General features: G+C 40.9%; 16 protein-coding genes. 10 read left to right on the plus strand and 6 right to left on the minus strand.

Translation table 11 applies throughout. The features are described 5' to 3' along the window. Window positions 1-58: 58 nt before the first annotated feature. Entirely contained in the window at window positions 59-1576 is a 1518-nt protein-coding gene (locus H6G96_RS26800; protein ID WP_190915180.1) for a thioredoxin-like domain-containing protein, read from the minus strand. Window positions 1577-1757: 181 nt separating this feature from the next. On the opposite strand from H6G96_RS26800, the gene H6G96_RS26805 reads away from it, so the two are divergent. Together H6G96_RS26805 and glsA are read left to right on the plus strand one after the other, a co-directional pair. Then, a complete protein-coding gene (locus tag H6G96_RS26805; protein ID WP_190915182.1) occupies window positions 1758-2624 on the plus strand; it encodes an HAD family hydrolase in 867 nt (288 codons plus the stop codon). Window positions 2625-2678: 54 nt separating this feature from the next. Next, the gene (glsA, locus tag H6G96_RS26810; protein ID WP_190915184.1) at window positions 2679-3593 is read left to right on the plus strand and encodes a glutaminase A; all 915 of its coding nucleotides are present in this window, start codon (window positions 2679-2681) and stop codon (window positions 3591-3593) included. Here glsA and H6G96_RS26815 read toward each other — a convergent pair. After that, a complete protein-coding gene (locus H6G96_RS26815; RefSeq protein ID WP_190915186.1) occupies window positions 3570-5375 on the minus strand; it encodes an ATP-binding protein in 1806 nt (601 codons plus the stop codon). The two genes, glsA and H6G96_RS26815, sit on opposite strands and share 24 nt — an antisense overlap. Before the next feature lie 103 nt (window positions 5376-5478). Further along, entirely contained in the window at window positions 5479-7137 is a 1659-nt protein-coding gene (locus H6G96_RS26820; protein ID WP_190915228.1) for a hypothetical protein, read from the minus strand. A gap of 537 nt (window positions 7138-7674) precedes the next feature. On the opposite strand from H6G96_RS26820, the gene psaA reads away from it, so the two are divergent. The 6 genes from psaA to H6G96_RS26855 all read left to right on the plus strand — a co-directional run bounded on the left by psaA (window position 7675) and on the right by H6G96_RS26855 (window position 16314). Beyond that, entirely contained in the window at window positions 7675-9933 is a 2259-nt protein-coding gene (gene psaA / locus H6G96_RS26825) for a photosystem I core protein PsaA (protein WP_190915188.1), read from the plus strand. Between the two features lie 198 nt (window positions 9934-10131). Then, window positions 10132-12363 carry a photosystem I core protein PsaB gene (gene psaB, locus H6G96_RS26830; protein ID WP_190915190.1) on the plus strand — a complete coding sequence of 744 codons (2232 nt, stop codon included), beginning with the start codon at window positions 10132-10134 and terminating at the stop codon, window positions 12361-12363. A 265-nt stretch (window positions 12364-12628) separates the two neighbouring features. Then, window positions 12629-13330, plus strand: a complete 702-nt coding sequence (locus H6G96_RS26835; protein WP_190915193.1) for a P-loop NTPase fold protein — start codon at window positions 12629-12631, stop codon at window positions 13328-13330. Window positions 13331-13462: 132 nt separating this feature from the next. Beyond that, entirely contained in the window at window positions 13463-14419 is a 957-nt protein-coding gene (locus H6G96_RS26840) for a hypothetical protein (RefSeq protein ID WP_190915195.1), read from the plus strand. A 273-nt stretch (window positions 14420-14692) separates the two neighbouring features. Beyond that, window positions 14693-15133, plus strand: a complete 441-nt coding sequence (gene cynS, locus H6G96_RS26850; RefSeq protein ID WP_190915197.1) for a cyanase — start codon at window positions 14693-14695, stop codon at window positions 15131-15133. 275 nt (window positions 15134-15408) lie between these two features. Then, the gene (locus tag H6G96_RS26855; RefSeq protein ID WP_190915199.1) at window positions 15409-16314 is read left to right on the plus strand and encodes a site-specific DNA-methyltransferase; all 906 of its coding nucleotides are present in this window, start codon (window positions 15409-15411) and stop codon (window positions 16312-16314) included. A gap of 72 nt (window positions 16315-16386) precedes the next feature. Here the strand turns inward: H6G96_RS26855 and H6G96_RS26860 are convergent, their stop codons facing one another. Then, a complete protein-coding gene (locus H6G96_RS26860) occupies window positions 16387-16599 on the minus strand; it encodes a hypothetical protein (RefSeq protein WP_190728355.1) in 213 nt (70 codons plus the stop codon). Between the two features lie 1109 nt (window positions 16600-17708). Here H6G96_RS26860 and H6G96_RS26865 point away from each other — a divergent pair. Both H6G96_RS26865 and H6G96_RS26870 read left to right on the plus strand, forming a co-directional pair. After that, entirely contained in the window at window positions 17709-18773 is a 1065-nt protein-coding gene (locus H6G96_RS26865) for an SGNH/GDSL hydrolase family protein (protein WP_190915201.1), read from the plus strand. Window positions 18774-18844: 71 nt separating this feature from the next. Further along, the gene (locus tag H6G96_RS26870; RefSeq protein ID WP_190915230.1) at window positions 18845-19207 is read left to right on the plus strand and encodes a DUF4864 domain-containing protein; all 363 of its coding nucleotides are present in this window, start codon (window positions 18845-18847) and stop codon (window positions 19205-19207) included. 35 nt (window positions 19208-19242) lie between these two features. Here the strand turns inward: H6G96_RS26870 and larE are convergent, their stop codons facing one another. Together larE and hrmK are read right to left on the minus strand one after the other, a co-directional pair. Beyond that, window positions 19243-20073: an ATP-dependent sacrificial sulfur transferase LarE gene (gene larE / locus H6G96_RS26875; RefSeq protein WP_190915202.1), complete on the minus strand. Its 831-nt coding sequence runs from the start codon at window positions 20071-20073 to the stop codon at window positions 19243-19245. Window positions 20074-20156: 83 nt separating this feature from the next. Continuing rightward, on the minus strand, window positions 20157-22019 hold the full coding sequence (gene hrmK, locus H6G96_RS26880; protein ID WP_190915204.1) for a hybrid histidine kinase/response regulator HrmK: 1863 nt from the start codon (window positions 22017-22019) through the stop codon (window positions 20157-20159). Window positions 22020-22067: the final 48 nt, after the last annotated feature.

The following is a 22067-nucleotide window of genomic DNA, read 5'->3' on the forward strand; positions in this document are numbered from 1 at the left end:
CACCCTTAGATGCAAAGTTTTCCTTTGAGGTTTTACCCCTTCACGCTAGGTAATCATTTTATAAATTAACTGGAATACAAACATCTGGCGCACACAACCCAAGAAACTCTAGTGTTGTCACCTCAAGAGTATTCAAACGCAAGCGACGGATGGCATGATTATTAGTATCAGCAATATATAGATATGAACCAATTGCACTCAATCCCGAAGGTTCAAAAAACCGAGTGTTTTTACCCTGGCCATCTTGTAAACCACTAGTACCATCTCCTAAAACTGTTTGACAATTCCCTGTACTGGGATTTACTAATTTAATTTTGTGATTGTAAGTATCTGCTACCCACAAAAAATTTTCAGCATATTCCACTCCTAAACAGTGCTGTAAACGAACATCTTCACCTAGTCCATCTACATCACCAAAACCAAATAAACTGCCGCTACCGCAAACAGTTCGCACTTGGTACGGTTCTACAATTCCAACACCGCGAATTGAGCTAACTTCACTGTCAGCAATATATAATTCATTCCCATCGGTGCTAATACCGCTAGGTTGAGCAAAAGCAGATTCGGTAAGTGAACCATCAACGCAAGCTTCTGCACCAGTACCTGCATAAGTTTTGATGATACTAGTTTCTAAATCCATTTCCCAAATTTGATGAGGCCCAGCCATTGCAATAAACAAGGTATTTCCCACTTTCACTAAATCCCAAGGGGAATTTAGCGCAGTTTCTAAACCAGTACCGCCATGAGGAAGGATATTGCGGCTTTGTTCACCTGTTCCTGCGATCGCTTCCACTACTTGACGTTTCAAATCAACTCGCCGCAGGGTATGATTTTCTGTATCAGCAACATAAAGAATTTCATTTTCGGCATCATAAGCCATTCCCTGTGGTGCAAAAAATTGCGCTTCGTTAAAAGCACCATCAGTTAAGCCAGATTTTCCACTACCAATCAAGTGTAAAATTTCCCCATCAAAGCCACTCATAATCAAGCGATGATGTCCAGAGTCAGCGATGAATAAACCTGTTGGAGTAGCTAGAACTTTACCAGGAAAAGCTAGGGGTGTGATTAATGGTTGGCGCTGTTTTTCTAAAGTCAAGCTGATTTCTTGAAAATTAATTGTGCCTTTCTCTTGGTGTTGCTGAATTACCTTTTGAATTAACTCGTCCAAAGTGTCACGATTTCCTTCACCAGAAATCTGGCCAATTACGTAACCTTCTGGATCAATAATTATTAACGTAGGCCAAGCACGCACAGCATACCCTTCCCAAATGCGAAAATCTCTGTCAACAACAACTGGATGTTCAATGTCGTAGCGCAGGATAGCTTGACGAATGTTTTCTGTTTCTTTTTCGTTGTCAAATTTGGCAGAGTGAACGCCGATAACAGTAAGGCTATCTTTATATTTTTGTTCTAAATATTTCAGGTTTGGCAGAATATGCAGACAATTGATGCAACAGTATGTCCAAAAGTCTAAAATTACGACTCTACCCCTGGCTTGTTTTAGAGACAAGGGTTTTTCGGTGTTTAGCCAAGAGTAATTTTGTGGTAATTCTGGCGCTCTAACACGGGGAATCATAAAGTATCCTTTACTAAAGTTAGCTTATCACTTTAAATTAAGAGCAGTCTTTATGCATATTTTGCTGCTTTTTTACACAGTTTATACACAATAATTAAATATAAAAGGGAGACGACGGCTTAGATCGATTTATCATAATTTAAAGTATAATTTTCCTTTCAACCAGTGTCAGATCAAGTTTATGAACACTGTTTATGTTTCAGATTTAGACGGTACATTGCTTGGAGATAATGCAATTCTTTCTGCTTTCAGCAAAAAAATTATTTGTGAACTCTTGCATCAAGGACTACAGTTTACTATAGCTAGTGCGCGTAGCGTTGTTTCTATGCAAGTCATCCTGAAAGATTTGAATCTTCGTCTACCAGTTATCGAATTTAATGGTGCTTTTATTTCTGATTTGGATTTTGGTAGACATGAAATCATTAACTCTATTTCTCCTTTTGTAGTTGAAAGTATCTACCAAATTATCCTGGAGTTTGGCTGTGTTCCATTTGTATCTAGTTTTAATGGCACGGAAGATTGTGCCTACTATAAAGATGTAATCAACGATGGTATGCGTTGGTATCTTAGCGATCGCCTAACAAGCAAAGACCGAAGATGGCGAACAATTGCGGATTTGAGGCATTCTTTTGGCGATCAAGTCGTTTGTCTAACAGTGATTAGTTATGCACGTCAACTGCTTGAACTTCAAAGCGCGATTATTGAAAGACATGGAACTAATGTAGAGACACACTTGATGGAAAACCAATACTCTCCGGGTTGGTATTGGTTAACAATTCATGACCGAAAAGCTACGAAAGATCAAGCTATTCAGACTCTGGTAGAAAATTATGGATTAGAGGAAAGTGAAATTGTGGTCTTTGGCGATCAAATTAATGACATCAAAATGTTCAAAATTGCTAATCATGCCATTGCAGTTGCTAATGCAGATGCCGAACTCAAACGTTATGCAACATTAGAAATTGGCTCAAATATAGAAGACAGTGTTGTTAAATACATTCATCAGAATTGGTCGAAAAATATGCTTTTAAACCGGACTGTGACATAGTTTTTAACTTTCAGTAACCGCATAAACTAGAAATGGTTTTAACGGATATCACTTTTGAAAACACTTGACAGACTAACTACTATAGAGTTATCAGCTTTGGTACAACAAGCTAAAACACAGGCTAAACAGGGACAAGTTGCTGATCGCATTCCGCAATTAGCTAAAGCTAATCCTGGTTGGTTCGCAGTTCATATCTGCTGTGAATCGGGGAAAACTATCAGCTTTGGAGATACAGCTTGTGTTTTCCCGCTAATGAGCGTGATTAAGACATTTTCTTTACTCTATCTGCTAGAACATCTAGGAGCAGAAAAAGTTTTTGGATGGGTTGGGATGGAACCATCGGATGCACCTTTCAATTCTTTAGAACAACTCATTACCGATCGCGGATACCCCCGCAATCCGATGATTAATAGTGGAGCAATTACTCTCGCTGGTAAATTACCAGGAAGGGACGCAAGCGTTCGCACTCTTTTATTTTGTCAATGGCTCAACCAATTAGCAGGTTGTCAACTAAATTTGGATAAGGCCATGCTAGCTTCAGTGCGATTAACACGCTCAAAAGCCAATGAAGCGATCGCAAACTATCTTGCTGAAACAGGTCATCTAGAAAACTGGGAAACGGCACTTGACACTTACGAGCAAATATGCTGTATATCAGGGCGGGTTGAAGATTTAGCCCTGTTAGGAAAACTCCTAGCTTATGAAAGTGACTGTTTATCGGTACAAAACCGCCGGATTGTTAACGCGTTGATGTCAACTTGTGGGTTATATGAAGCTTCTGCCCAGTTTGCAGTCAAAATTGGTCTACCGATGAAATCAGGGATTGGTGGTGGACTTATAGCAATAGTACCAGGTGAGGGTGCGATCGCTTGTTATAGTCCACCGTTAGATGATATAGGAAATTCTGTAGGTGCGATCGCATTTGTTGAGGTTTTAGCGCAAGAGTTACGCTTGAGCATTTTCGGGTAAATGCTGCTTTTGAATTGGAAGAGAAATGATGAATTCTGTACCACTACCCACTTCAGATTTACACATTAATTGTCCTCCGTGTTTCTCGACTACAATCTGATGACTAATTGAAAGTCCCATACCAGTGCCAACACCTCTGGCTTTAGTAGTGAAGAACGTCTCAAAAATTCTTTCTTGAACATCAGGGGGAATACCAGAAGCATTATCAGTAATGCGAACAACTACCCAGTTTTTATCTTGAAGTTCAGTAGCGATCGCAATTCGTGGGGAGTCCTGAGTATTGTGCTGTTCTTCCAATGCATCAAGCGCATTGTTAAGAATGTTCATAAACACTTGATAAAGCGAGCTAGAAAAACCCTCAATGCTGGGAATATCGCCGTATAAGCGCTCAATTGTAACGCCTTTTTTGATCCGATTATTGAGGATGAGTAGCGTACTCTCAATGCATTCGTGCAAATTTACTGGATGCGCTTCTGCTTCATCTAGACGAGAGAAGTTTTTCAAACTTAAAACAATTTGCCGCACGCGATCGGCACCAAACTTCATTGACTGCAAAAGTTTGGGTAAATCTTCTTCTAAGAATTCTGCATCAATTTCAGTGGCATAGGCTTGCACTGCTAGAGGTGGATTAGGTACTTCTTGGCGATAGGTTTGTAGCAATGCTAATAAATCGTCTACATATTGAATAGCAGGATCTAAATTTCCATAGATAAAATTTACTGGATTATTAATTTCATGGGCAATACCAGCTACCATTCGTCCTAAGCTAGACATTTTCTCGCTTTGAAGCAATTGGGCTTCTTGCATTTGCTGCTGATGAAAAGCTGCTGCTTGCTGTTCTTCCAGTAGGCATTTAACTTTATATAAAACTTGGTTAAATGCAATAGCAAGTATCCCAATTTCATCTGTAGTCATGACGGGTGCTTGCAGGTCAAAGTTAGATTCTTTGGTAACTTGCTGCGCCATATTCGTCAGCACTTCGACCGGATGGGTAATGGTTCGACTCGTGAATAAAGCTAAAAGAGTAGCAATTAACGCTGATAACACTACACTAGCAGTAATAATATAAACCCGCATTTGTGCTGCTGTCTTGAACGCAGCTGTCGCTGCTGTTAAATCCTTATAAGAAGCATTAATAACACTAACCAATTCATCAGAGATCCCGTCAAACTTGATTGCTAACTCACTATTGGTAAACTTTAGCAATTTTTGTTGAGCGAGCGCAATTTTCTTCTCAGTTAAAGGCGATAGATCAAGTTGCTGAAATAATTCGTCAAGTTGCCGAATATAAGTTTCTGGTAGACCATCATAGGTTCGCAGAAGAAGGGGAATATTCTCAGCATGGTTTTCGCCCGCATAATCAACACTTTTTATATATTTTTGGAGTTCAGACCAGACTTGCTCAATTCCAGGTGCATGTATATCAGTAATATGGCTGTATTCCTCTCTATACAAGTTTGGATATGGCACTAATGGAATGAGCTGCTGTTGATGTGTCCGTGTCTGGAGGATACCTGTCTGGAGGCGATAAAGCAAATTAAGTTCTTTAAAAGCGTGTTGTTGCTCCTGCAAAGCCTTTTCTTGATAGTGGTCTCCAAAGATTAATCCAATCGTAGTTCCTAAAATTCCAACACTAAGGGCAAGAGCATAACCACATTTAATTTTATTACCAACACTCAGACCATTTGTAAGTCGTGAAAACCACCCTTTTTGGTTCGATTGTACAGCAGCAATATCACTAGAAACTGCCTGAAAATCTGAAACTTGATTCTGATAAGGCATAGTAATCCTAAGTAAGTAATAAAAGCTAATCCTTACTTAGAATTCCCTAGTTGTTCTGCAAAATAAAAACTTTGCAACTTTTTGCTCCCGACGGTAAAGCAAATTATTTCACTTCTCTTTTTTCCGGTAATGGCATTGATTCAGGTGTTGGCGTTATCTCTGGCTGTGGTTCTGCTGTTGGCGTAATTATTTCTGGTACTGGAGATTCAATAATCTCTGGCAGTGTAGGTGGCAAACTAGGAGATGGCGTAACTGGTACTTGTGGAGTAGGTGTCTTGCCTGTTCGACGGTTAAAAAATCCGCCAAATTTAGGTTTTGTTGTCTGAGGCACAACTTTTTCGGGTAATGGCGTTGATTCAGGAGTTGGCGTTACCTCTGGCTGTGGTTCTGGTGTTGGCGTAATTATTTTTGGTACTGGAGACTCGATAATCTCTGGCAGTGTAGGTGGCAAACTAGGCGATGGCTCAACTGATGATTGTGGGTTGGGGACTTTACCAGCCCTACGGTTGAAATATCCATCTAATCTAGGTTTTATTGGTTGAGGTACAACTTTTTCAGGTAAAGGCGTTGATTCAGGTGTTGGTTTTACTTCTGGTTGCGGTTCTGATACCGGAGGCTCAATTATTTCTGATGGTGTCGGTGACAGACTAGGAGATGGTACAGCCGTTGGAACTTCCAATTTTGGTTGTTCTGGCTGTGTTTTTGATTCTTTTGGAATTTCAGTTTCAGGAATGGGCTGTTGTTCTAGCTTCGGTTGTATTTGGGGTGTTTTCTCAACAGACGGCGTAGGTGTGAGTTTATAATTCTGGTCTACAATGCCACGCACCTCATCTGCTGTGAGTTCTCCTCTGACAATTTTCGACAAAGTGTCTTTACCATTTGGTTGGTAGTCAATCAGCCTGACTGTAGTATTAAAGGCATTTTTAAGAGCATTTCCTTGGTTATCAAGAAATTCTAGTTTTACCCAGTTTTTTCCTGGACGGAAGCCTTGAAGATAAACTGCTTGCCAGCGATCAAAAATAAAGCTTTCACCATTAATTGTGGAGCGGATGCGCCAATCACTGAATTCGTCGTTAGCGTTTTCCTTCAGGGCGAGGTGCAGAGGAGCGTTAGTTAGGTAAAAGTCCAGTAAGATTGGTTCTGCTCCGTAGCTACTTTGAGGGCGGCTGTAAGTTAGCAGGGGTAAATTAGGATCTGGGTTGTTGTCGTCGGTTTTGGTGAAAACGTGAAATTTCGTCTGGGCATAAGCGCCTTCATTCTTAAAGCTTTCATGCCAAGGACGAGAGGCAAAGACGCGCAGGGTATGAGTACCTGGAGACAAGTCTGGCAAAACCAAGGGCTGATTCAGGTCGTAAACAGGTATATAAGGTTGGTTATCTAAAATTACGTGTAAATGGGGCCCTAGCTGTAATTGTGAGTCTTTAAATATTGGTAGATCCTTAACCTGAAAACTGGCTATGGCTTTGCTGTCTTGGAGAACTTCATCAGCTTGCGGAGTAACAATTGTAACCTGTGGCTGATAAACTTCCAAAATTGTCCGCAGTTCTTGGATAACAGATGGTGGGGAAACTTCCGAAAATTGCTTTGAAATTTGAGAAATCTCTGGAGAGTTTTCTCTATATTCAGTAGATACTTCCTGGCTACTGACTTTTCCACCACAACTGGTCAAGCTTAATACCAGCAATAATGTCATTACCCACCTGAGAATCGGGAACCTCTGAGGGAGGAGCTTCTGTAATACCCTTTTCTGCCAAGAGTTCATGCGTTGCACCCAGTGATAGTCTTCGACAATTGACAGATTATTTTGGCTCAAACTGTCCATAGGGAACAATAGCCTAAAAGATGAAATTTGGCTCAAATCTCATAAGTTTTCTCGTGTATCTCAGGAAATTTTAAAATAAGTCATATTCTTTACAGCTTTTTACTTACAACAATGAAAATATGACACAAATGTTCATGAATAATAGCAGCAAAAGCTGGAATGCCAGACACAGCCTGCCAAACCATAAATTTTACAAATTGTTATTCTTTGTAAATTAAATGGAAAAACTATTGACTTTTAGACAAAGAGCTTGAAGTTAAAAGGCATACAAGGCAGTAATTCCAGCTAGATTTCAGCAAGTTTGAATTATTGTTAAAATATCTCTAACAAAGTGCAGGTTAAGACTCTATAATTCAACGAGAAACAACTATCCACATAGGGTGTTCATTACGGCTTCAGTAAAATTCTGGAGTATGTGATAATGGTTAACTTTGTGGTATTCATGATTCCTCATTCCTTATCTAGAGAGGAGGTCGAATGACAATAAGTCCTCCGGAGCGAGAGGAAAAAAAGGCAAGAGTAATCGTCGATAATGACCCAGTTCCAACCTCATTCGAGAGATGGGCGCAACCTGGACACTTTGACAGATCCTTAGCCAGAGGTCCCAAAACCACCACATGGATTTGGAACCTGCACGCACTCGCCCATGATTTTGATACACATACAAGCGATTTAGAAGACATATCCCGTAAGATATTCTCAGCCCACTTCGGCCACTTAGCCGTAGTGATGGTTTGGTTGAGTGGGATGATTTTCCACGGTGCGAAGTTTTCTAACTACGAAGCTTGGTTAAGCGACCCGTTAAACGTTCGGCCTAGTGCCCAGGTCGTTTGGCCCATTGTGGGACAAGACATTTTAAACGGTGATGTTGGCGGTGGTTTCCACGGGATTCAAATCACCTCCGGTTTGTTCCAAGTATGGCGTGGCTGGGGTATCACAAACTCCTTCCAGCTTTACGTGACTGCGATCGGTGGCTTGGTATTAGCAGGCTTATTCTTATTTGCTGGCTGGTTCCACTACCACAAACGCGCTCCAAAACTGGAATGGTTCCAGAACACGGAGTCGATGCTGAATCACCACTTGTCAGTATTGCTGGGTTGTGGTTCATTAGGCTGGGCCGGTCACATAATTCACGTGTCAGCACCGACCAACAAGCTTTTGGATGCAGGCGTAGCTCTTAAAGATATACCCTTGCCCCACGAGTTCATCTTGAACAAAGGCTTGTTGACCGAGCTGTATCCTAGCTTTGCTGCTGGTTTAGCACCTTTCTTCACCTTGAACTGGGGTCAGTATGCTGACTTCCTCACCTTCAAGGGCGGTCTAAACCCAGTAACAGGCGGCTTGTGGATGACTGACATTGCTCATCACCACTTAGCGATCGCAGTTGTCTTTATCATTGCTGGTCATCAGTACCGTACCAACTGGGGTATTGGTCACAGCATTAAAGAGATCCTAGAAAACCATAAAGGTCCTTTCACCGGGGAAGGTCACAAAGGTCTTTATGAAAACATGACCAGTTCCTGGCATGCTCAGTTGGGAACGAACCTAGCCTTATTGGGTTCGCTGACCATTATTGTGGCGCACCATATGTACGCCATGCCTCCTTACCCATACCTGGCAACTGACTATGCTACACAGTTGTGCATATTCACTCACCATATGTGGATTGGAGCCTTCTTTATAGTAGGTGGTGCGGCTCACGCTACCATTTTCATGGTGCGGGATTACGATCCTGTGGTCAACCAAAACAACGTTTTGGATCGAGTACTTCGTCATAGAGATGCAATCATCTCTCACCTAAACTGGGTGTGTATATTCCTTGGCTTCCATAGCTTTGGGTTGTACATCCACAATGACACGATGCGTGCCTTGGGTCGTCCCCAAGATATGTTTTCGGATACAGCAATCCAATTGCAACCAGTTTTTGCCCAATGGGTACAAAACATCCACACCTTAGCTCCTGGTGGCACTGCTCCCAATGCCTTAGAACCAGTTAGCTATGCGTTTGGCGGTGGAATCTTGGCAGTAGGCGGCAAAGTGGCGATGATGCCTATTGCTTTGGGTACAGCCGACTTTATGATCCATCACATCCACGCATTCCAAATTCACGTTACCGTCCTGATTCTGTTAAAAGGATTCCTGTTTGCCCGTAGCTCTCGTCTGATTCCAGACAAAGCAAACCTGGGCTTCCGCTTCCCTTGCGACGGTCCTGGTCGTGGTGGTACCTGTCAAGTGTCTGGTTGGGATCACGTGTTCCTCGGACTATTCTGGATGTACAACACCATATCCATCGCAATTTTCCACTTCAGCTGGAAGATGCAATCAGATGTATGGGGAACCGTAGATGCAGATGGTGCTGTAACTCACATCACCGGTGGTAACTTTGCCCAAAGCGCGATTACCATCAACGGTTGGTTGCGAGACTTCTTGTGGGCACAAGCTACACAAGTCATCAATTCCTATGGCAGTGCGCTATCTGCTTATGGACTCATGTTCTTAGGCGCTCACTTTGTTTGGGCATTCAGCTTGATGTTCCTGTTCAGTGGTCGCGGCTACTGGCAAGAACTAATTGAGTCCATTGTTTGGGCGCATAACAAACTGAAGGTAGCACCAGCAATTCAGCCTCGTGCTCTGAGCATTATTCAGGGTCGGGCTGTAGGGGTAGCTCACTACCTCTTAGGAGGAATTGCCACAACTTGGGCGTTCTTCCATGCACACATCCTTTCAGTAGGGTAGCAATCAGCTTTCTACAAGTTAGGAGTTAAAAGTTAGGAGTTAGGAATGAAGTTAGGAGTTAGAAGTTAGGAGTTAGAAATAAAAATTGAAAACTCATAACTGACAACTCATAAATCTCAACTCATAACTCACAACTCATAACTCCTAACTATCCGAGCTGATACTTGATGGCTAAAGGTCAGAGGATTTATTAAACCTATGGCGACGAAATTTCCGAAATTTAGCCAGGATCTCGCACAGGACCCGACGACTCGTCGGATATGGTATGCGATCGCTACAGGCAACGATTTTGAAACCCATGATGGCATGACGGAAGAAAATCTTTACCAAAAGATTTTCGCAACTCACTTCGGTCACTTGGCAATCATCTTCCTGTGGGCATCCAGCCTCCTGTTCCACGTAGCCTGGCAAGGTAACTTTGAACAGTGGATTAAAGATCCCCTTCATATCCGTCCCATCGCCCATGCGATTTGGGACCCCCACTTTGGTAAACCAGCCATCGAAGCTTTTACCCAAGCTGGCGCTAGTAATCCAGTAAATATTGCTTACTCTGGTGTTTACCACTGGTGGTACACCATCGGTATGCGGACAAACAGTGAACTGTACACTGGTTCAGTTGGTCTGTTGTTGTTGGCAGCAGTGTTCTTGTTCGCTGGCTGGCTGCACTTGCAACCCAAGTACCGTCCTAGCTTGGCATGGTTTAAGAGCGCTGAACCCCGCCTAAACCACCACTTAGCTGGTTTGTTTGGTGTTAGTTCTTTGGCTTGGGCTGGTCACTTAATTCACGTTGCTATCCCCGAAGCTCGCGGACAGCACGTAGGTTGGGATAACTTCCTGAATACCCCACCCCACCCAGCAGGTTTGACACCATTCTTTACAGGCAACTGGGGCGTTTACGCTCAAAACCCTGACACTCCTGGGCATATATTCAGCACATCTCAAGGTGCAGGGACTGCAATTCTGACTTTCTTGGGTGGTTTCCATCCCCAGACAGAAGCTTTGTGGCTAACTGATATAGCTCATCACCACTTGGCGATCGCAGTTATCTTTATAATTGCTGGTCACCAGTACCGGACTAACTTCGGAATTGGTCACAGCATCAAAGAAATGCTGAACTCCAAATCCGGTTTAGTACCTGGTACAAAGAGTGAAGGTCAGTTCAACCTGCCTCACCAAGGGTTGTACGACACCTATAACAACTCATTGCACTTCCAGTTAGGTATTCACCTAGCTGCTCTGGGAACCGTCACCTCTTTGGTGGCACAGCATATGTACGCCATGCCTCCTTATGCATTTATTGCTAAGGACTACACAACTCAGGCAGCGCTGTACACGCACCATCAATACATTGCTGGTTTCCTAATACTTGGTGCTTTTGCTCACGGAGCTATATTCTGGGTACGTGATTATGACCCAGAACAAAACAAAGGCAACGTCCTTGAGCGCGTGTTGAAGCACAAAGAAGCGATTATCTCCCACCTTAGCTGGGTATCCCTTTTCCTAGGCTTCCACACCCTCAGCTTGTACGTCCACAACGATGTAGTGGTTGCTTTTGGTACTCCTGAAAAGCAAATCCTGATTGAGCCAGTGTTTGCCCAGTTCGTCCAGGCTGCTCATGGTAAAGTACTGTACGGCTTAGACACCTTGCTGTCTAACCCAGATAGTATTGCCAATACAGCATGGCCCAACTACGCTAACGTTTGGTTACCAGGGTGGTTAGATGCCATCAATGCTGGCACTAACTCCTTGTTCTTGACAATTGGCCCTGGCGACTTCTTGGTACACCATGCGATCGCTTTAGGTCTGCACACCACCACCTTGATCTTGGTCAAAGGTGCTTTGGATGCCCGTGGTTCTAAGCTGATGCCCGATAAAAAGGACTTCGGCTATGCCTTCCCTTGCGACGGCCCTGGTCGTGGCGGTACTTGCGACATCTCAGGTTGGGATTCTTTTTACCTAGCCGCGTTCTGGATGCTCAATACCCTTGGTTGGGTTACCTTCTACTGGCATTGGAAGCATCTAGGTATTTGGCAAGGCAACGTAGCTCAGTTCAATGAGAACTCTACATATCTCATGGGCTGGTTCCGCGATTACCTCTGGGCTAACTCTGCTCAGTTGATTAACGGTTACAACCCCTATGGCGTGAATAACCTGTCTGTCTGGGCTTGGATGTTCTTGTTTGGACACCTAGTTTGGGCTACTGGCTTCATGTTCTTAATCTCCTGGAGAGGTTACTGGCAAGAGTTGATTGAAACCCTTGTTTGGGCACACGAACGCACTCCTCTAGCTAACCTAGTTCGCTGGAAAGATAAGCCCGTGGCTCTGTCTATCGTTCAAGGTCGTGTGGTTGGTCTAGCTCACTTCACTGTTGGCTATGTCTTGACTTACGCCGCATTCGTGATTGCTTCTACTGCTGGTAAGTTCGGTTAACTAAGCTGCTAGTTTTGTAGATAAGTAATAAAAATCCCCTGCCGCAAGGTGGGGGATTTTTTCTTGGATAAATATGAAGGTCGGCAAGATTTGGATTTAATACAATATGACAGATAATCCAAATACGGTTCAGTTGAGGAGAATGGAGGAGAATGGTAGCTTAAGCTTTTTGGTTCTAACTGAACCCTTATATCCGCGTTTCTAAGATAGAAGAATTAAGGATTAGCAAAATATTTACTTTTATAATTGGAGTTTAAAGGCGGTTATGACTGAAAATATAAATAAAGCAAATTCTGGAGTTAGTCGAGAAGAAGCAGAAAATATTCTTAAAAAATTCTTGGATAATGAAAATTATAAGGTTTTAGCTGTCAAGGGAAATTGGGGTGTTGGAAAAACCCATTTAGTACAGAGTTTTTTATATAAACATAAGGAAGAATATTATTATTATGGTTCTGTTTTTGGGATTTCTTCAATTGAACAACTAAAAGCACGGATATTAGCCAATTACAAAAATAATCTAGAATCTAATAATAAAGATTATCAAACAAAAAATGAATTCCCTTTTAATTTTGTCAATAGAATTATAAATAATGTTTTTGAATGGATAAATCGTAATTCTAAAAGACTAGAACAAACTCGAAAAGTAGACTTAGTATTGCCAGGACAATCTCCCATGCCAATAGTAGGTTCATTAATCTCTGTGGCTGGTGACTTAGCACTTAACATACTTTTTAATATAAATGTTAAAAATTCAATTATATGTATTGATGACCTTGAAAGGAAATCTAAGCTTCCGCTGGATGAGTTACTTGGGTTTGTTGAGTATCTAGTCCAAGAACTAAAATGTAAAATTATTTTAATTTATAATGAAGATATTCTCTTAGAAGATACAACATCAAAAAAAGCCTTAGAGGATTATCGAGAGAAAGTAATTGATAGAGAATTTAAGCTTGAGCCAACAGTATAAGAGAACTTAGATTTCATATTTAAAGATAATCCTGATATAGAAGTAATTAAAGCAGTATTTATAAATACTGGTACAAATAATATTCGTGTTATACGCAAAACTAAATGGCTTATTGATGAGCTTATTCCCTTAATGAAGGATTGGCAGCCTAGTTTACGTAATCAAGTTATAAGAAATAGTATTGTTATTAATTTAGCAAAACTCGATACTGGATTTTTTAAGCGTTTTGATATTAATATAGACGCTATATTATCCTTAATAGATTCTTCAAAATATCAATACAAGGATCAGGAAACTTCTGATAAAAGAATACAATTGATACAACAAACTTTCATTATGGGGTATAGTCCTTTAGAGCTTGATAAACTTATAATTCAGTCGGTTGAAACCTCTTTATCTATATCTGCTGAATCTGAATTTATTAAAAAAGGTGAGATTCTCAATCAAAGAGAACAAGAAACTTCAATTATTGAAGAAATTCGTAGTCTTGGAAAGCCATACTATAGTTCCTTTGGAGATTCTGAACAAGAGATTGTTAATGAAATTATTACTTTTCTTGAAGAAAATAATTTTGATTTGAGTATTTCGCAATTTGAACAAATTGAAAAATTTGCCTCAGTTATAGAATTGGATATTTCTCACTATGAAAAATCTTTATTAAAAAATATGCTAAAAACTTTAGAGCCACATTATTTAGATGACTTAAATGCCTTTAAAGTTAAGTTGCGTAAATATCCTGATTTGGAAGCATATCTAGAAGAGAAAAAAAATCAATATCAGCAAACCTTAGATATTACTATAGCTTTAAAAAAAATAATTAACAGTAATACCCAGTCAATATCGCCTTGGTTGAAAGCAGATATTGAATTTCTAAATAACTCTACTATTGATGAATATTGTCAATGGCTTCAAGAAGGTGATCCTGATTTATATTCGATGGTTAGGCAATTTTTGGCTCTGGGTTTACCTGCATCCCAAAAGTTAGAACAAGCTATTTGCAGTTTAGCAAAAAGTAGTAACCTCAATAAAATTAGAGCTAAGTTTATTTATAATATAGATATATATAATATTTCTAATAATGAACATTAAACTCGTAGAATCTCTCATACAAGTTATCCTATCTCTCTCTGATCAGGAGCGATCGCTTTTAGAAGAAAAATATTTTTCGATTCATTAGAGCCGTCAACCAGCGACTTAATGCAACTTGCTCAGACTGATGGAGCCTTTCAGCTTCTTAACGATGAATCAGACATATACTCACTAAAAGATAGAGAACCTATCTAAAAATAAAGCGATGTCTACGACAGGCCAAGCCTATGCCTAAAATAAACTTTAATTACAATTCACTATAGGAGTTATCAGGTGTCTATTCCCGAAATCACTCAAAAGCTATTAGCCGCGAAACAAGAAAAAAAACTAAGCTTTGCCGATTTAGAAAAAGTTCTCGGACGTGATGAAGTATGGATTGCTGCTTTATTCTACCGTCAAGCTAGTGCTTCTGAGGAAGAAGCTAAGTTACTAGTTGAAGCATTGGGGTTAGATGTTACTTGTATTAAAGAATTGACTGAATATCCTGTAAAAGGATTAGGCCCGGTTGTACCAACCGATCCACTAATTTATCGTTTCTACGAGATTATGCAGGTATACGGATTCCCTATTAAAGCCGTGATTCATGACAAATTCGGCGACGGGATTATGAGCGCGATTGACTTTACCTTAGATGTGGAAAAAGAAAAAGATCCCAAAGGCGATCGCGTTAAAATCATTATGTCTGGTAAATTTTTACCATACAAAAAGTGGTAGTGCTTCAGTCTCACTAATTTCAGGAGTATATTCTCATCCACAGGCATACGAAGTTAATATACTCCTCTACATTACTTTACGCTTTCCTCTGTGTTCCTACCCCTGCGTTAAAGCGTACCCCTACGGGGAAGCAAGCTACGCGTAGCGTCTGTCTGCGACACGCTGCGCGAACGTAGAGAAGCGCCTATGCGTTAAAAAAATAACTGTTAAAATTAAATCCTTGAACAATCCCAAAACAAGTTATAACTATAAAAAACAAGATAATTTTATAACTCTTGCAAGAAGAATCAATAACGTCACCAAAAGAAATAATTTTTAATCCCTATTATACCCAGCAGAACGGAGGAGCATATTTAGGTGATAGCCTTAAACTTATTAAATTTATTGATGATAATAGTATTAATTTAATTATTACATCGCCTCCATTTGCTCTGACACGAAAAAAAGAATACGGTAATGAAACCGCTGAAAAATATATCGAGTGGTTTCTACCTTTTGCCTATCAATTTAAAAGAGTACTGGCAGATAATGGCTCATTCGTACTCGATTTAGGTGGCGCTTACCTTGCTGGCAATCCCGTGCGGAGTATCTACCAATACGAACTTTTAGTCAGATTATGCAAGGAAGTAGGTTTCTTTCTTGCTCAAGAATTTTACCACTATAATCCGGCTCGACTGCCAACCCCTGCTGAGTGGGTAACAATCAGGCGGATTCGCGTGAAAGATTCTGTAAATACAGTTTGGTGGTTGTCTAAGACACCAAATCCTAAAGCAGATAACAGAAAAGTTTTAAAGCCTTATAGCCAAAGTATGAAACAATTACTCAAAAATGGTTATGAGGCTAAACTACGTCCTAGTGGACATGATATTTCTGATAAATTCCAAAAGGATAACCAAGGTGCAATTCCGCCAAATCTACTAGAAATTGCTAATACTGAATCCAATAGTGCTTATTTACGACGCTGTAAAGCAGCAGAAATTAGACCCCATCCAGCACGTTTTCCTCAAGGGTTCGCCGAGTTCTTCATCAAATTTTTAACTGATGAAGGTGATATGGTTTTAGATCCATTTGCAGGTTCTAACACAAGCGGGTTTGTTGCTGAAACTCTGCAACGCCGATGGATATCTTTTGAAATTAACGAGGATTACATAACGGGAAGTCGTTATCGATTTAGCCCGTAAAAGATTAAGTAAAGAGTCAGGAGTGAGAAGTGAAAATTTATAACTCACAACTCATAACTCATAACTATTCACTTAAATTTCTCCATTCACCTGCATTTGATGAACTTGATCCGCTAGCTCTTGACGACCTTGATCATCTAGTTTGTCAATAGCTAACATCCCCATGAGAATAACTTCTTTCAGGGTCAAACGTGTCGAATGTGCCTGTTTTTGCACAATCTCCTTAATAATGGGACTCACACCAATCGCTGTACTAGCTCTAGCCACGGAAGAAAAGGAAAACACTAATGATTAAGCCTAAATCTTAGCACTTCCCATGAAGTTATTTTCTATAGTTAAAACTTAATTTCAATGTGTTTCAACTCATACTTCAATGAGTAAACATTAATTTTAAATTAGCTATGTAAAGAATAACGGTTCTAAGCAGAGGGCACTATTCCCCAACTAGACATTGTATATCAAATTTCAATTATCGCATCAAAGGTAAAAATTTACTTTTGTTATCCCAAGATAGCTGGTATAGTCTTTAACAGCACTATAAATGACTATAAAATTATCCTAAACCTTTTTGATTGAGGGTCTTAAGCTCTTTTTTGAGTGGTCTCAAACTTTCAGTATGGTGAATTTGATGCTTGCTCATTGAACGCACGCCATCGTATGATATCAACATCCTTAAAAGTTCAAGTTTTGCCTATTCCTCTAGAATTTATCTTAAATATTTAATAGCTACATCAAAATCGTGGTTTAATTTGCAATTGGCAGTAGAATCAACTGTTGTCATTTATCGGCGACTGGCATAACTTCTAATTTTGATGGAAATTACTCCAAAACGGTCAGAAAGTTCTTTGAGTGTCAATCCTTTCTGATGCTAGTTTTTGAATCTTTAATCTGACTAATCCTATATTTAATAACTGGTGTATTTGCAGCGCTCAATCTTAATATAAGAAATTAAAAAGCGATCGCCCCTTGATTTAGAAAACTCTCATGCGATCGCTACAATTGCCTTAAATCTGGAAAGCTGAAATCAAATGGTTATTTCTTGTATTTAGTAACATCAAAAGCAAAAACCCTTCGTCCTGAGATATTCAAAAATCACTCAATAATCGTCAAGTTCGCATACACTTGCAATGTTTATTACAACTGAGTTATAAAAAATGCTCAGTTTGTGAAAATAGTGCTTTCAGTAAAACTATCTTTACAAATAAGACTTGTATACCACCGAAAAAACCGTACTTTAAAGAGATCGTGAATTGTCTAATATAATCTCGTTAATACGCTTTACAGAACTATACAGTGTAAATAAGAATAATAACTTAACCGAAGTAAAATTTTCCTGAATACATGCAGTTAATGCTGTCATAGGGAAAAGCAGTGAGTAGAGGAGAGACAAAGCGATGAGGGACCCTTATCTGTTGGCAGCAGGCTTGTTAACAGGATTAGCAATACCAGCATCGGCTCTTCCACATTTGTCAATTGTCCTGCCAGAAAATTCTAGATTCCTGTGGGATTTAAAACAAGGTTCGCAGACAATAGTAAGTAGACAAATCATCCCCAGTGTTGATTTCTCCTTACCAGAACTCAGCAGCCAAGCGTTCCAACCCCTAAAAAGTTCGCAGCCAGCAGGTGAGAAAAATATCAACAGCGTTGATATCTCCTTACCAGAAGTTAGTAGTCAGATATTACCAGCCCAAACAGAGTCATCACTCAACCCCAGCCCCCAACCAGCTGGTCTTTCGCTGACATCTGGGAATCAACTTTACTACCAAAGATTGGCGGCTCTGAAAACAGGTCAGATTTATACACGCGTAAATAGTGATAATTTGCAATCATTGTGGGAGTCGATAAAGAAGCGTCAACTAACTTATGATGACTGGAAAAGTTTACTGGCTTTAGAAGCTAGAGCCATCGCTCAAGGTCAAGGTGCAAATCATTTAAGTATCTTAATTGGTGATTCTTTGAGTATGTGGTTTCCTAGAGAAAAACTGCCTGCTGGGAAATTGTGGCTGAATCAAGGTATATCTGGAGATACTTCCAGTGGCGTTTTAAAAAGATTAGGGGCATTTTCGGCAACGCGGCCGAATGTAATTTACATCATGGCTGGGATTAACGACTTACGAAAAGGTGATAGTGATGATGCAATTTTGCGTAATTATCGCCGGATTGTCCGTCGGTTACGGCAGGCTCACCCAAAAGCTCAAATCATTGTCCAATCCATTTTGCCTACTCGCCAAGTAAAACTTTCCAATAGCCGTATTCGTCACATCAACACACAACTAACCCAGATTGCCAAACAAGAAGGCGCTAATTATCTAAATATTTATAGCTGGTTTACGGATATGGAAGGCAATTTGCGCCCAGAGTTGACCACAGATGGGTTGCACCTGTCTCAAGAGGGGTATGATGTATGGCGGTTGGCACTACAGCAGATAGAATACAAGCTGACTCAACTTGAAAATTGAGCGATCGCTACGCCAACAAAGACGCTTGGAGCGATGTCTACAACGGGCTGCGCCTACGTAATTTTAGATTTATGGAAGTTACTGACAACGATGCAATCACCATACGTTCTGTAATTGAACACCAATTGGCAGGCTTTCAAAAGGATGATGCCCAAGGGGCTTTTGCCTTCGCTAGTCCGGCAATTCAGGCGCAATTTGGAACCCCAGAAAATTTTATCCGGATGGTGAAGATAAGCTACCCAGCAGTATACCGTCCTCGTTCTGTCTTTTTTGAGGAGATAACGACCATCCAGGGAAACATAACTCAGCCAGTGTTACTATTAGCTCCTGATGGAGTTCCCTTAAGGGCTTTATATTTTATGGAAAAACAACCAGATAATACCTGGAAGATTAACGGTTGCTTTCTAGTTTCTGTAGAAGGTAAAAATTTATAATTTTTTACCTTTTTTTACCTTTTGTAACCAAAATATTATAATTTAACGCTCATGGCTTCCCGATTCAAGGCCTGATTCAACTTACCACTGCGATAACCTTCTAAATCCAAGGTTACGTAAAGAAATCCGAAATCCTGAAAGGCAGAAACTACTTTGTGTAAATCCGTAGTCAACACAAACTCTTTAATTTGTTCTGGTGCTAATTCAATGCGTGCCGTATCCCCTTCCGATCGCACGCGTAAATTCTGCCAACCCAGCTTTCTTAAGAAAATTTCTCCTCTACCGACTCGTTGCAACTTAGCGACAGTAATCTCTTCACCGTAAGGAAACCGGGAACTTAAGCAAGGTTGAGCAGGTTTATCCCACCAAGGTAAACCGAGTTGTTGCGAAAGTTGGCGAACTTCGACTTTGGTGACACTAACTTCAGCTAAAGGCGATCGCGCCCCTCTTTCTTTCGCCGCCTGAATTCCTGGGCGATAATCATGCAAATCATCGGCATTTACCCCATCCACTACGTAGGGATAACCCAAATCTAAAGCTAAAGGTTTGAGAGTGTCGTGCAATTCACTTTTGCAAAAATAACAGCGATTAACAGGGTTAGAGGTGTAATTGGGATTTTCCATCTCGTGAGTCTGGACAACTCTATGAGGAATCCCAATAGTTGCGGCTTGAATTTTGGCATCTTCCAATTCTTCTGGCAATAGCGAAGGAGAAACAGCCGTGACAGCCAAAGCGCGATCGCCCAACACATCATAAGCAATTTTGGCAACCAAAGTGCTATCAACGCCCCCAGAGTAGGCAATCAATGCCTGCTCCATTTCTTCAAATAAAGCTTTTAATTGCTCAAATTTTTCTGTCAGCATCATTTCTCAATCCTGCCCAAACCCTACAGCACCCAACAAATTCTATTGTAGTGATTACTTATAGGGCATTGGGGATTGGGCATTCCCTACTCCCCATCAACTAAGCTTGGTGCTTTACTGTACTTGGCCACCAGACTGGCTAAAAGTGGTAAATCAATCGGTTTAGAAATATAGTCATCTACTCCAGCTGCTAAACAAATTTCGCGATCGCCTTTCATTGCCCTTGCTGTTTGTACAATTATCGGAATCGCCTGATATTGCCGATTTTCTCGCAGCTGCTGTACTAAGTTAAGACCATTTGCATCTGCCAGATGAACATCCATTAAAATCACCACTGGGTGTAACTGTGTTAGAGCTTCCCACATTTCGTCAGCATTCTTAACCCAAGTCACCTGATATCCCAATTCACGTAGATAAATTTGCATCAAATTAGCGTTGGGAAAATCATTTTCTACCAGCAAAATCTCTACAGACGAGCTAGAGGTGAAAGGCAAAGAAGATGAATATTTTGCTTCCCCTGCTTCCTCTGCCTCTTCTGCTTCCCCTGCTCCCCCTCCTTCCTCATCTCCCGCCTCTTGCTTAAGGGGAAGTACAAGGGTAAAACGGGAACCGCGATCTACTTCAGATTCAACTTTTACAGAACCACCGTGAATTTGGGCGAGTTTCCGAGTCACTGTTAAACCCAAACCAGTACCTTCAGCACCACCAGCGACAGCCTTGGCAATTTGGAAATAGGGTTCAAACAGTTGAACTTGGTCTTCTTGGGAAATGCCAGTGCCAGTATCCCAAACTGTAAAATGCATAAAGACACCTTTGGGAGCAACCTGTAAGCCAACACTTCCTTTACTAGTAAACTTTAGGGCGTTGGAGAGTAAATTAAACAGCATTTGCTTGAGTCGCAAGGGATCAGCTACTAGGGTTGTAATATCGGGGTCAAGTTCTAGACGAAGTTTCAAACCCTTATTAGCGGCTTTCTCTTTCACCAGTGCCAAAACATTGGTACACAGTAGTGGGACATCTATTGTTTCCCACTGCACTTCTAGTTGATTTGCTTCAATTTTAGAAAGATCCAAAATATCATTTATCAGAGCTAGCAAGTGCTTGCCGCTAGACTGAATGATATTTAAATACTCTTGCTGGCGTTCTTTAGTTGGTTCGTACCCTTGAGCTAAAAGCAGGTGGGTAAACCCAATCATAGAACTTAGGGGTGTCCGAATTTCGTGGCTGGTGTTTGCCAGAAACTGATTTTTGAGTTGATTGGTGCGCTCCAATTCTTGATTAGAGTTACTTAACTGTTGATACCGTTGTTGCCAAGACAGGATCTTTCTAAGCTGTACTAAGGCTGTAGTACAGTGTTTGGCAGACCTTGCCATCAATTGTGATCTGAGTTGAGCTTGTAATTCTTCTATGAGCGACTCACGATTAGAGTTTAGGCCTGCTAGAGCGATAATTAGCCAGCCCATGACGTTGCCAGAATCATCAGCTAACCGCCAAGCGCTCGGTGGTTGCTGATTCTCAAGCTGTTGCAAATCTTCGAGTTCTATAACCTCTTGCAATCTCAACAGCAGCTTTTTTTCTGCTGTCAGCACTTCTAAAAATAAAGGTTGTGAGTTTGGCGATGGAGAACGAGAAACATAGCAAACTGTGGCAACAGTTTCTTGTGGTTGAAACAGAGCAATGCCTACGGCACAATCTGTAAGCGCCAGATTACTGCTGTGAACAGCACTGTTAATCTCGTTTACTACAGTTTGGAGAATTTGTGCTTCTGCGGCTTCTGCCTGTGGGACATTGTTACAAGCAGAAAGTACACAATCACTAAGGCGACTTTGCAACTGGTTCAAGCTGCTCTCCAGCCACAACTTGGCGCGAAGTTGCTGAATTGTTGTCAAAGGTTTTGGCCTTGCATCTATCTGTGAGTTCTGGTCTGGTAAGCTTGAATACTGCTGCATGGTCAACTAGACCGCTGAACAAGTTTAGCTTTGCATAAAAATCCTAAA

It is taken from the genome of Nostoc sp. FACHB-892 (genome assembly GCF_014698795.1).
Taxonomy (GTDB): domain Bacteria; phylum Cyanobacteriota; class Cyanobacteriia; order Cyanobacteriales; family Nostocaceae; genus Nostoc.